The following is a 12,337-nucleotide window of genomic DNA, read 5'->3' as shown; positions in this document are numbered from 1 at the left end:
AATAGGGGCCTGCTCATGCCTTGCCCACACCGCCCGAAAACTGCCCCAAAATGCGTTCAAAACCTTCAGCGTTTACCTTGTCGTCTATCAGGGCAAAAACCCGACACAGGCTGTCCTGTTCGCTCACGTTGCCCTTGACTACCGATGCGCCGCCGCCCAGCATCACCACTGGAATGGCTTTCAGGTCAAACCCCGATTCCATGGCGGCCGAAAGAAGGCGCTCTGTGTAAAGCCGCCCTTGTTTCCGGATAATGTTTCGGGCGTCCTCATCCATGCTGCAGGGCTTTCCTGCAAGAACACGTTCTACCTGAGCATCGGTCACAGACAGCCCGGTATCCCGGCGGACCTGTTCTTTCGTTTCATCAATGCAGCGGATCATACCGAGTTCCAGACTTCGGCAGGTAGCCGCATTGGGAACACCATTATCCAGCCGCATCAGATCAACAGTCCAGCCGCCGATGTCCATGAGAAGAACAGAAGGCTCATTCTGGATGAGTTCCGGATGCAGAGCAATGGCGGAGTAGCCTTGTGGGAACAGTTTCACATCCTCGATGGTGATTTTGTAGGCGATTCCTTCAAACTTGAAGCACACCGGCTGGGAAGAACGCAGAAGGTATTCCCGGAAGGGCTTTTTCTCACGGCCAAATCCGGCCAGAGGCAGCCCGGCGGCAATGCACACCGAACACTCTGTTTTTCCACCTCGCTGTTTGATTTCCTTGGCGATGGCTGCAAGGGTAAGCAGGTAGTAATTGTCGTTTTCCATTTTGTTGCGCAGGATCGGCTGTCTGCCGGTCCCGCAGACATAAAACTTCCCGCCGAATTCCAGTGTGTTTTGCAAGGTGTAAGGTTCATGGGAATACTCTGCAATACCGGCTGGGAAAGAAAAATGCCGGGTTTTGATTGCATAATAGCCATGGTCGATGCCAATGTTCATGGTTTTACTCATCCTTTCTTGTTGGTTGTTGAAAACTTGAGGTTCTTGCTGAGTTAGAGCTTAGAGTTATCTTGTTCTTTCCCAGCTGGTAAAGTATTAGGGGGGAGAGTGTGAGAGGGGGGAAAGCGGAAAACCGCCCCGGCCATTCAGCCGGAGCGGTTCTAAAAAAGGGCGCACTACCCCCTTGTATTTTGAGGGCTTGAAATTGACCCATTTGGGGCTTTCGTTAATCTATCTATATAACTGTCGGAAACTTTTACACTTCCGACAACGGGAAAAAAGAGTGGTAAACGCAAAAAAGCGGAGTTCCCAGCCTGAAAAATCAGGTGAAAACTCCGCTTAGCTTTGCAGATATCTCTAAAAACGGGGATGACAGTAATGGGACACCAATCCTTTTTTAAAACGGAAAAAAGCCCGCAAACCAGCATGAATACTAAGAAAAATGTGCCTGACAGTAAAATCAGGCACATAATCTGGTGGGAGAGAGTGGATTCGAACCACTGAAGTCAATCGACGACAGATTTACAGTCTGTTCCCTTTGGCCACTCGGGAACTCTCCCATATTGAATTTTGGAGCTGGTGGACGGATTCGAACCCCCGACCTGCTGATTACAAATCAGCTGCTCTACCAGCTGAGCTACACCAGCTCATGAATCATAAGTGCGAATATTAGTTTAACATAAAGCTGATGGGGTGTCAACAGTTTTTTTCAGATTTTTGGAGGAAGTTCATTGCCAAACTTTTTCTTGCACTTTGCCGAAAAATAGGGTATGATAACCCTTGCGCGAAATTTTTCTACGCGCGGTCAGTCGCAACCTCCTGACCTTAAAGAAAACTACGAAAGGACAAATGAATATGGAAAGAAAAAAGATCCGTGCTGTAGTGGAAGGAGCGGTCATCGCCGCCCTTTACACCACCCTGTGCGTTGCTCTGGCCCCCATCAGTTTCGGCCAGATGCAGATCCGCGTGGCGGAGGCGTTGACCCTCCTGCCCCTGTTTACCCCCAATGGCATTTGGGGTGTTACGGTGGGATGCATCCTCTCGAACACCTTCGGCCTGTTTCTGGGGACCAACATCCTAGGCCCGTGGGATATCCTCTTTGGCAGCCTGGCAACCCTGATTGCCGCCTGCCTCACCCGCATGTTGAAAAAGCCCACAATCAAGGGCTTCCCCATCTTGGCGCCCCTGCCGCCGGTGGTGCTCAACGCCATTGTGGTGGGGTTGGAACTTACCTTTGTCACCGTCAACTATTTTGACATCAGGGTGTTCCTCATCCAGGCTGTCTATGTGGCCGTGGGAGAAATTGTGGCCTGCTATGGCCTGGGATGGCTGCTGTTCTGGGCAATGGAGCGCAGAGGACTCAAGTCAAAGATCTTTCTCAACCAATATAGCTAAAAAACAGCGGAGGAACCTTCCTCCGCTGTTTTTGTATGAAGAAAGGAAGGTTTTATTCCGGGCTTTTCCCAAAAGGGGAGGAAAAGGCAGAATTTTATGGTATAATACATCCAAAGGAGATTTTTCCGGGTGTCTTGGCGCCCAGATGACAATAGACAAGGATGTGAATGATATGCAGCAAGCGATTTCCAAGGTCAAGGTACTGCCGCCCATGGATTCCATGCCGGTGATGAAGGTGCTCCGCTACCCCCTGGAACGGGCGGATTTCAAGCCCTTTGCCCAGGCGCGGATGTGTTATCTGGACGGGCAGGGCATTTTTCTCATGATGTGGTCCTTTGAGGTACAGCCCATCTGCCGGGGGGATGACAACGACAGCTTTCTGATCTTTAAGGCCCAGGTGGCAGGGGAGCAGGAAATCTGTATCAAGGTCAACCGGCAAGGCGTTTATCGCTTTACCGTCAACGGCTGGGAGCACAGCACGGACGAGATCCCCTGCAAAATGTTTACCGGAGAGGATTTGCAGGGAATTTACTGGGGATGCGAGCTTTTTATCACCAATTCCCTCTTAAAATCCATTTATGGTGTCACAAACCTGGAAACAGGGCATATGATAAAGGGAAATATCTTTAAAACCTGCGACGATCCCACCTTCCGCCATCACGGCTGCCTATTCTGCAGTGAGGAGCAGGCGGAACGCTTTGATCCTGCAAAGCTCGACAACCTGGGAGTTTTCGAGATCGTTGACTATTAAATCAAAGGCCGGCAGCCCGGCAGGACGGATAAAAAAACGGAATGTGAAGCTTCACGTTCCGTTTTTTATCTGCCCATTTTGCCAGGATTCCCTTCAAAGTGGGGGTTGTCCTCCAGGGCCGGCCCAGATTTTGGGATACATCGGAGAAGAAACGCATATATCATAGAGTACAGCCATGCCAAGGCGTGGAAAACCTGAAAGGGGTGATTGGATGGACCAGAACCAGTTCAGTGAGAAAAAGGTAGAACAGCTGCTCTCCATGGCTTCGAAAAAGCTGGGGGTCTCCCCGGACCAGCTCAAAAGCCAGCTGCAGCAGGGCAATGTGCAAAACGCGGTGCAGGGCGGTAAGGTGGATATGAACCGGTTCCAGAAGATTGTCAAGGACCCAGGCAAGATCCAGCAGATGCTGGATACACCGGCGGCAAAGCAACTGCTCAAACAGTTATCGGAGGAAAAATAAGCCATGGATGACTTGATTGCAAACATCACCGAAATGCTAAACTCCGAGGAGGGGATGAAAAACCTCAAGGAGATGGCAGGTGCCCTAGGGCTGGACCTGGGGACAGACGGCGGAGAAGGCGAAACCGCCGATTCCCCCCAGCAACACAACCCTTCGGCTTCCGACGGTCTGGGCGGGCTGGGGGATATCGACATGAATATGATCCTGGGGCTGCAGAAGGTGTTATCCGCCCAGAATGGAGATGACAAAAACGCCGCCCTCCTCAGGGCGCTCAAGCCCCACCTCTCCGAAAAACGGGCAGGCCGGGTGGATCATGCAATCAAGATCATGAAGCTCATTGATCTGCTGCCCGTTTTACGGGAGAGCGGCGTGTTGGGAGGGCTGCTGGGATGACCCCTGTCAGAGACAATTTTACCCCTGCGCAGATGGAGCGGATGCAGCAGGATGCCATCCGGCAGATGCGCCAGATGCACAACCGCGCCCAGTCCTCCAGCGGGCAACAGGGAAACGCACCATCCCGCTCCAACGGAGAAGGACCCCAGAGCCAGGAACAGACCCGGACTTCCGGCTCTCCTCCCACCAGGGAAGGAAATTTCAATACAAATAGAAATAACCATCAAAATAATACAAATAGGAATAGCACAAATCGGAATAATAGGCAAAATAATTACAATAGATATACAAATGGCGTCCGGTTTTCTCCCTTTCCAGGCGCCATGCCGGCGGGAGGGGGACAGCGGATGCGCCGCCCCCAAAACCCCGCCAGCCATCCAGGCAGCTGCCGGGAGGAAGCTGCCTCCCGGGATCCAAGGCCTCGGGCAGGTGGGGAAGAACGCACTCCCCACAGTGCCGGCTCCGGAGGCTCCAGAGGCGGCGCCCATCCGGGGAACCGCCGTCCACCGCCGGGGCCTGCCTTTGACCTGGGAAAACTGCTGGGCTCCCTGGGCTTGGGGGGCCAGCCGGGCCAGAATCGGGGCCGGCCGCCGGAGGGGCAGCCATCGGGCACAGGAGGGCTGTTGGATCAGCTTTTGGGCCCGGAGGGCATCAACCTCTTTGAAAAGGACAGCTTAATGCTGCTGGGACTGATCTACTTCCTCCACCGGGAGGGAGCGGATCTCAAGCTCCTGTTGGCGCTGGGATATATCCTCCTGTAAAAAAGCAAGAAGGAAGGGGCGCAATTTTGCGCCCCTTCCTTCTTCTGTCTCGGTTAGTTTTCCTCACCGGAAATGGGGGAAATGATGGGCTTTCCGTCCCGGCCCAGCAGCGGAGTGATACCGCTGCCGCCGTTGGAGAGAATCTGCATCAGGTAGTTGACGCCGGTTTCCCTGTCCACCAGGATGCGGATTTCCTCCCCAAAGCTGTTCTGCCGGTAGGTGATGAGAAAACGATGATCCCTTCTTCCCATGGGATACGCCTCCCTTATGAATGGCCCCGGCGGGAAAAGCCGCCGAAGGCTCCGGATTTATGGTTTTTCCCCTGTTTGTGGGACCATCCTTTGGCCGCTCCGCCGCGGATGAGGGCGGGGGAAAGGGGAGGCACCACACAGACCCCTTCCTGGATCTCGCCGCCCAGCAGCACCTGCGCATGTGCAAAGCGGGGGGGCAGCGGAATCCGCATGGGGTTGTCGCTGGGGTTGACGATAACGAGCAGAGCCTCCTCCTCGGTCTGACGGAGGAAGGAGAAGACAAAATTGTCGGCGATATAGGGCACATAATCCCCCAGAATGATCTCCTTACACTGCTCCCGAATGCCGGTCAGGGTGCGGACAAACTCCAGCATGGCGGCCGGCTCCTCATTTTCCACCAGGCAGTTCCAGGCAAAGCAGCCCCGGTTGAAGGGATCCTTGTAGCCCTGCATGGCGATTTCATCCCCGTAGTAGATGCAGGGGATGCCGGGCAGGAACATGATGAGGGTAAAGGCCAGCCGGAGCAGGGCAATGCCCCGCTGGTACTGTTCGTGGTTGAGATAGTGGGTAGCCTGCCAGTTCCGGTCGTTCTGGCGCACCGGATCCCCGGCCAGGACGGTGATAGCCCGGGCGGTGTCATGGGTGGAGAGGGGGTTCATCAGCACGTCGATAACCGGCCGTGGGTAATTTTGCAGCAGGGTCAGGATGGTGTTGGAAAAGCCATATCCATCCTTATGGCGCAGATAGCTGAGGATGGATTCCATCAAGGGATAATCCATGACGCTGTCCAGCTGGCCCCCTAGAAGATAGCGCCGGCGCACCCCGTAGCTAATCTTGTTGGAGGCGTCCTCCCACACCTCGCCCAGGAGGAACTTCTCAGGATCATAGCCCTTGAGGGTGTCGTGGATGAGATCCAGGAAGCTGTCGGGCAGCTCATCGGCCACATCCAGCCGGAAGCCCTTGATGCCGCAGTCCAGCCAATGGCGGAGGACGCCTTCCTTGCCGCAGATAAACTCCCGGTAGGAGGGGTTTTCCTCATCTACTTCTGGCAGGGTGTCAAAGCCCCACCAGCTTTTGTAGCTTTTGGGGAACTGGATAAAGTGGAACCAGCTGCTGTAAGGGCTCTCCTGGCTTTGATAGGCCCCCAGGGTGGGATAGCGTCCCTCCCTGTTAAAGTAGAGGCTGTCGCTGCCCACATGGGAAAAGACCCCGTCTAAGATGATGGAGATACCGTATTTTTTGGCCTCGGCGCACAGCTGGCGCAGATCCTCCTCGGTGCCCAGGAGGGGATCGATTTTCATATAATCCGCCGTGTTGTAGCGGTGGTTGGAGTGGGCCTCAAAGATGGGGTTGAGGTAGAGCAGGGTCACCCCCAAAGACTGGAGATAGGGCAGTTTTTCCTGGATGCCCTTGAGGTCCCCGCCGAAGTAGTCGTTGTTGCGGACAATGCCTTGGCTGTCAGGCAGGTACTGAGGCTGTCCGCCCCAGTCATAGCGGAGCACCCGGTCCTCAGGGACATTTTCCTTGGGAGCGCCGCTAAAATAGAACCGGTCGGGGAAGATCTGGTACATGATAGCGCCCCTCAGGTCCTTCGGGGTGCGGAAATCCTTGTCGTAGACGGTCAGCTGCCACAGGTCCCCGCCGGCCAGGTTGAACTTGGCGGTAAAATCCCCCTTGCGCCGGATGGGGATCACCTGGTCCCCGGTCACCGCCTCAAAGCAGTAGAAGAGAAGGGCGGGGGTCTCCTGGACAAAGGAGCAGGAAAAGACGTTGTAATCCATCTTCACCCGTTCCAGGGCCATGGGGACATAGTGGGGCTCGTCGTAGTGGTCGGCTTTATAGATGACAAGGCGGGGGGCTAATAGGGTGGCGCACTTGGCCAGGTGCAGGTGAAACACCACCTCTTCCTCGGCTTTGACAGCGCCGAAGGGCGCTTTATATTCTAAGAGTGTGCTGTCAAACAGACATGCTTCCATGGAGAAAAGACCTCCTTACAAAATCCCAGAGAACAGGGGAGAACAGGGGAAAACAGGGTAAAGGGATGCCCGCCCCAGAGGGCAAGCATCCCGTACAGTTGCGATGGAAGGGCTATTTCAGGTGCCAAATGTCCCGGGCGTAATCGTCTACCGCCCGGTCGGCGGAGAACATGCCGGCGTTGGCCACGTTGATGAGGCTCATCCGCTGCCAGCCTAAGGTGTCGCTGTAAAGCTGCTCCGCCTTCTGGTGGGCCTGTTTGTAGGACTCAAAGTCAGCCAGGACCATATAGGGGTCGCTGGTGGCCAGGGAGGTGGCGATTTCGTTAAAGACATTGCCATCAATGCCATGGTAGAGGACATCCACCAGGCCTTTGATCTCTGGGTTCTTGTTATAAATTTCCCGGGGATTGTAGTGGGGCTTGAGCTGGGCCACCTCCTGGGTGGACATGCCAAAGCGGATGAAGTTTTCATCCCCCACACTGTCATAGATTTCCACATTGGCCCCGTCATAGGTGCCCAGGGTGATGGCGCCGCCCAGCATCAGCTTCATGTTGCCGGTGCCGGAAGCCTCGGTGCCGGCCAGGGAGATCTGCTCGCTGATCTCAGAGGCGGGGGCCAGGATTTCGGAGAGGGTCACATTGTAATCTTCCAGATAGACGACCTTGATCCGGCCCCGGACATCCGGGTCGTTGTCAATGTGTTTGGCCAGGGCACAGATGAAGCGGATAATCTGTTTGGCCATATAGTAGCCCGGCGCCGCCTTGGCCCCGAAGATAAAGGTGCGGGGGGTGAAGGGGGTGCTGGGGTTTGCTTTCAGCTTCTGGTAGAGGGAGAGGATATGCAGGGCGTTGAGGTGCTGCCGCTTATATTCATGCAGCCGCTTGACCTGCACGTCAAAGATGGAATCGGGGTCGATGACAACTCCGGTGTGCTCCTTGATATAGTCGGAGAAATAAGCCTTGTTTTCCCGTTTGATCCGGGCAAACTCCTGGAGCACCGTCTTGTCGTCGGCAAAGGCCTCCAGCTTTTTCAGCTCGGACATATGCTTGATAAAGCCGTCGCCAATGAGGTCGGTAACCAGCTGGGTCAGCCCGGGGTTGGACTGATACATCCACCGGCGGGCGGCGATACCGTTGGTAACATTCTTAAACTTCTTGGGCTCGATCTCATAGAACTCGTGGAAGAGGGAGTCTTTGAGGATGTCGGAGTGAAGTTTGGATACACCGTTGACGCTGTGGCAGGCCCAGACCGCCAGATTGGCCATGCGGACCTCGTGGTTAAAGATGATGGAAAGGCGGTTGATCTGATCCACATCCTTGTGCCAGCGCTCAAACAGTTCCCGGGTGAAGCGGTTGTTGATCTCCACCACGATCTGATAGATCCGGGGCAGGAGGAGCTTGAAGAGATCCTCGTTCCAACGCTCCAGGGCCTCGTTCATGACGGTGTGGTTGGTATAGGCAAAGGTCTGGGTGACAATGGTCCAGGCCTTATCCCAGCTGTAGCCGCAGTCGTCCAGCAAAATCCGCATCAACTCGGGGATGGCCAGCACCGGATGGGTGTCGTTGATGTGGATGGCTACCTTCTCGCTGAGGTTTTCCAGGGTGCCGTAGGTCATCAGGTGGGAGTGGACAATGTCGCCGATGGAAGCCGCCACCAGGAAATACTGCTGGCGCAGCCGCAGGTTCTTGCCCTCCAGGTGGTTGTCGTTGGGGTAAAGGACCTTGCTGATGGCCTCGGCATAGGAGTTTTGCCCCAAAGCCTGGACATAATCGCCTTTGTTGAACATTTCCATATCGATGCCGGGGGAGACGGCCTTCCACAGACGGAGGCGGCTGACGCCCTTGGTCCGGTAGCCGGAGACATACATGTCATAGGGCACCGCCTTGACGGAGGTGTAGTTGACATGGTCGATATGGTGATAGTTGTTGTCCCAGAATTCGTGAATCTGGCCGCCGAAATGGATGTCCACCGCCCGGTCCAGCCGTTCGGAAAGCCAGATGTCGCCGCCGGGGAGCCAGTTATCAGGCAGCTCGGTCTGCCAACCGTCGATGATCCGCTGTTTGAAGATGCCGTATTCATAGAGGATGGAGTAGCCGGTGCCCAGATATTCCTGGGTGGCCATGCCGTCCAGGTAGCAGGCGGCCAGGCGGCCCAGGCCGCCGTTGCCAAGGCCCGCGTCAGGCTCGCATTCGTATAGGTTTTCCAGCTTTACATTAAAGGAGGCCAGGGCCTCTTTGAACTCGTCTACCAGTTCCAGGTTGTAGATGTTGTTTTTCAGGGAGCGGCCCATGAGGAACTCCATGCAGAGATAATAGACCCGCTTTTCCCCGTGGCTTGTCTTTTCACTGGCGAATTGCTTGCGCTTCTCAATGAGCACGTCCTGGAGGATCATGGCGCAGGCCTTGTAAAAGATCCGGTCCGACGCGGTGGCCGGCGTTTCGCCGAATTGACGGTCGAGGATGGTTACCAACTTGTTTTTTATCTCATCACTGGTGAAAAGCTTACTCAAAATAAAACCTCCAGTTCCGCTGCCGCTGGCGGTACCCGCTGGGCGCGCTGCCCTGCGGTGATGCGCCGGCCCTCCCGGCAAGATTCGGGGGCCGGTTAACTCCATGCCTGTTCGTTGTCTCTTGGCACAAGTTCCTAGAAAATCAGAGTTATTACTAAGTATAATACGAATTTCAGAATGAATCAACCATTCCAAGTAAAATTGTATTAATTTTCAGGAATATTATTCTCTGTTTTGTGTAAAATTGTCAAGAAATTGGTCGATTGCGGCAAGAAATTGCATAGTCTGGTGAAGAGAAAGCAATTTTCTCCACAGCTGGGAGAAAAATGGCTTTCATCGGGCTAAAAAATATACTATAATGAAAGCAAACCCCCTATGCTATGGGGGTAAAGAAATTGGAAAACGCCCGCGGTCCTGCGGGAATGACATACCATGGAGGCCCTGAGAAAATGGAAAATACAAACAGAGTGAAAATCCATGTCTGTGGCAGTGATTACATCATCGCCACCCCGGAAAAGGAAGAATACGTCAAGGAGCTGGCCTATCAGATCGACAACCAAGCCCAGGCTATGATGGAAAGCAATCCCAATATGTCCATCCTGACAGCCCTGATCCTCTGCTCCCTGTCCTACCTGGATGATTGCAACAAAGCCAACGCCAACGCCGACAATATGCGCCGGCAGCTGAAAGATTATCTGGAGGATGCGGCCAAGGCCCGCATCGAGGTGGACGAAACCAAACGGGAGCTGGAACGGCTCCAAAAGGAAGTGGCGTCCTATAAGCGCCAGCTGAAGGCTGCGGGCAGGATGTCCCCGGAGGTATAAATTGGCAAAACCAGAGATTTTGGCCCCGGCCGGGGGGATGGATTCCCTGCTGGCGGCCCTGTATACCGGCGCGGACGCGGTCTATCTGGGAGCGGGAGACTTCAACGCCCGGAGAAATGCCCATAATTTTGACGAGGAGGCCCTGTGTGAGGCTGTGCGGCAGGCACACCTATACGGGGCTAAAATTTACATGACCATCAACACCGCCGTATTTGATGATGAGCTGCCCGGCCTGCTTTCCACCATTGCCCTGGCCTGCCGGGCCGGGGTGGATCAGATCATCGCCGCCGACCTGGGGGTGTATGTTCTGCTGCGCCGGTGCGCGCCAGGCCTTCGGATCAGCGGCTCGACCCAGATGAGCATCCACAACAAAAGCGGGGTAAGGATGCTGCGGCGGCTGGGCTACGACCGGGTGGTCCTGGCCCGGGAGCTTTCCCAGAAGGAGATTGCCGCCATCACCCGGGAGTCCCAGATCGAGGTGGAGGCTTTTGTCCACGGAGCGCTTTGCATGTGCCTGTCGGGGCAGTGCTACCTGTCCTCAATGATTGGCGGCCGCAGTGGCAACCGGGGGCTCTGCGCCCAGCCCTGCCGCCTGCCCATGAAGGCGCCGGACGGCGCTGAATACGCCCTTTCCCTCAAGGACATGTCCTTGGTGGGGCAGGCGGAGAAATTGGGGGAGCTGGGGGTCAAAAGCCTGAAAATCGAGGGGCGGATGAAGCGGCCGGAATATGTGGCGGCTTCGGTCAGTGCCCTGCGGCAGATCCTGGATGAAGGGAAGGCGGACGGCACTGCCCTGCAAAATTTGCAGGCGGTCTTTTCCCGCAGCGGCTTTACCAGCGGCTACTTTGACGGCAAGCTGGGCCGGGAGATGTTCGGCACCCGGCAGAAGGAGGACGTCCTCTCCGCCGCCGGGGTGCTGGGGGAGCTGGCCCGGCTCTATGAGCATCCCACCCAGCGGGTGCCGGTGGAGATGGCGCTCACCGTCCGGCAGGGGGAACCGGTGTCCCTGACCGTCACCGATCCCCAAGGCAGGAGGCGGACAGCCGCAGGGGAGCCTCCCCAGCTGGCCCAGCGCCGTCCCACCGACGAGGCCATGGCCCGCCGGGCCTTGGAAAAGACCGGGGGCACCGCCTTTTATCTCGAGCAACTTACGCTGGATACCGACGGGATCAGCATGGTGCCGGTGTCCCAGTTAAACGCCCTGCGCCGGGAAGCGCTGGACGCATTGACCCAAGACCGCCGGCAGGTGGAGCCTACTCCCTTTGCGCCGGTGCCGGTCAAGGTGGAAACATCCTACCGCCGCCGGGGAGCGCCCCGCTTGCGGGCCCGGTTCGACCGGTTTGACCAGGTGCCGCTCCAGAGGCTGGACCCTTTCGAGGCGGTGATCCTTCCCGCCGGGGAGCTGCTCTCCCACTGGGAGGAGCTGACAGGCCAGCTGCCGCCGGACAGGCTCTGGGCCCAGCTGCCCCGGGCCATTTTTGACCGGGAAGAGGCAGTAAAGGAACAGCTGGAAAGGCTCAGGGCCCTGGGATGCCGCCGGGCTGTCTGCGGCAATCTGGGCGGGGTTATCCTGGCCCAGGAGGCGGGGCTGGAAGTTTCGGGGGACTTTGGCCTTAACCTGGTCAACACCCCGGCTTTAGAGGAGTGCGAGAAACTGGGCCTTGCCGACGTGACCCTCTCCTTTGAAATGAGTCTGGACCGTGTCCGGCGGCTGGGCGGAAAGATCCGCCGGGGGTTGTTGGCTTACGGCTACCTGCCTCTGATGCTCACCCGCAACTGTGTGGTGAAAAACGCCATGGGCTGTCAAAAATGCAGCCGTGGCTTTCATACCCTCACCGACCGGACAGGCCGGCATTTTCCAGCCGCCTGTGAGGAGGGACGGGAGGCCATGGAGCTTTATAATGCGGTGCCCCTCTCCATGGCGGACCGGCAGGAGGAGATGGAGGCCGTGGATTTCTTGACCCTCTATTTTACCCGGGAGAGCCGGGAGGAAGCGGATAAGATTGTGGAAGGATTCCTGGAGGGGCGGCCGGTAGAAGGCGCTACCCGGGGCCTTTATTATAGAAAAGTACAGTAAAAAGGA

General features: G+C 56.2%; 11 protein-coding genes and 2 tRNA genes. 7 read left to right on the top strand and 6 right to left on the bottom strand.

Features of this window, described 5'->3' with window-relative positions:
• Nucleotides 1–13: 13 nt before the first annotated feature.
• From WGC32_RS10165 to WGC32_RS10155, 3 genes are all read right to left on the bottom strand, one after another.
• Nucleotides 14–934, bottom strand: coding sequence for a ParM/StbA family protein (locus tag WGC32_RS10165; RefSeq protein ID WP_462933634.1), 921 nt, complete (start codon nt 932–934; stop codon nt 14–16).
• Between the two features lie 474 nt (nt 935–1,408).
• A tRNA-Tyr gene (locus WGC32_RS10160) sits at nt 1,409–1,494 on the bottom strand.
• Nucleotides 1,495–1,505: 11 nt separating this feature from the next.
• A tRNA-Thr gene (locus WGC32_RS10155) sits at nt 1,506–1,581 on the bottom strand.
• A 208-nt stretch (nt 1,582–1,789) separates the two neighbouring features.
• Between WGC32_RS10155 and WGC32_RS10150 the strand changes: the two genes are divergently transcribed.
• From WGC32_RS10150 to WGC32_RS10130, 5 genes are all read left to right on the top strand, one after another.
• On the top strand, nt 1,790–2,329 hold the full coding sequence (locus tag WGC32_RS10150; protein ID WP_342681722.1) for a QueT transporter family protein: 540 nt from the start codon (nt 1,790–1,792) through the stop codon (nt 2,327–2,329).
• 172 nt (nt 2,330–2,501) lie between these two features.
• On the top strand, nt 2,502–3,080 hold the full coding sequence (locus tag WGC32_RS10145; RefSeq protein WP_191509541.1) for a hypothetical protein: 579 nt from the start codon (nt 2,502–2,504) through the stop codon (nt 3,078–3,080).
• 211 nt (nt 3,081–3,291) lie between these two features.
• The gene (locus WGC32_RS10140) at nt 3,292–3,540 is read left to right on the top strand and encodes a hypothetical protein (RefSeq protein WP_191482606.1); all 249 of its coding nucleotides are present in this window, start codon (nt 3,292–3,294) and stop codon (nt 3,538–3,540) included.
• A gap of 3 nt (nt 3,541–3,543) precedes the next feature.
• Nucleotides 3,544–3,933 carry a hypothetical protein gene (locus WGC32_RS10135; RefSeq protein WP_191509542.1) on the top strand — a complete coding sequence of 130 codons (390 nt, stop codon included), beginning with the start codon at nt 3,544–3,546 and terminating at the stop codon, nt 3,931–3,933.
• A complete protein-coding gene (locus tag WGC32_RS10130) occupies nt 3,930–4,694 on the top strand; it encodes a hypothetical protein (RefSeq protein WP_342681719.1) in 765 nt (254 codons plus the stop codon). Before WGC32_RS10135 ends, WGC32_RS10130 begins: the two co-directional genes overlap by 4 nt.
• A gap of 53 nt (nt 4,695–4,747) precedes the next feature.
• On the opposite strand, the gene WGC32_RS10125 is transcribed toward WGC32_RS10130, so the two are convergent.
• From WGC32_RS10125 to WGC32_RS10115, 3 genes are all read right to left on the bottom strand, one after another.
• Nucleotides 4,748–4,945 (bottom strand): DUF6440 family protein, encoded by a 198-nt coding sequence (locus tag WGC32_RS10125; RefSeq protein WP_191482609.1) that lies wholly within the window; start codon nt 4,943–4,945, stop codon nt 4,748–4,750.
• A gap of 14 nt (nt 4,946–4,959) precedes the next feature.
• Nucleotides 4,960–6,921, bottom strand: coding sequence for a glycoside hydrolase family 13 protein (locus WGC32_RS10120; protein ID WP_342681716.1), 1,962 nt, complete (start codon nt 6,919–6,921; stop codon nt 4,960–4,962).
• Nucleotides 6,922–7,033: 112 nt separating this feature from the next.
• The gene (locus WGC32_RS10115) at nt 7,034–9,430 is read right to left on the bottom strand and encodes a glycogen/starch/alpha-glucan phosphorylase (protein ID WP_342681715.1); all 2,397 of its coding nucleotides are present in this window, start codon (nt 9,428–9,430) and stop codon (nt 7,034–7,036) included.
• A 449-nt stretch (nt 9,431–9,879) separates the two neighbouring features.
• Here WGC32_RS10115 and WGC32_RS10110 point away from each other — a divergent pair, with 449 nt between their 5' ends.
• On the top strand, nt 9,880–10,254 hold the full coding sequence (locus WGC32_RS10110) for a cell division protein ZapA (RefSeq protein WP_191482612.1): 375 nt from the start codon (nt 9,880–9,882) through the stop codon (nt 10,252–10,254).
• Nucleotide 10,255: 1 nt separating this feature from the next.
• Complete coding sequence (locus tag WGC32_RS10105) at nt 10,256–12,331, top strand: U32 family peptidase (protein ID WP_342681713.1); 2,076 nt, start codon at nt 10,256–10,258, stop codon at nt 12,329–12,331.
• The last annotated feature ends 6 nt before the right edge of the window (nt 12,332–12,337 follow it).

The organism is Zongyangia acetica (genome assembly GCF_038739695.1).
GTDB lineage: Bacteria > Bacillota > Clostridia > Oscillospirales > Ruminococcaceae > Zongyangia > Zongyangia gallinarum.
The sequence above is the reverse complement of the archived record's forward strand: the minus strand, read 5'-3'. Positions and strand labels throughout refer to the sequence as shown.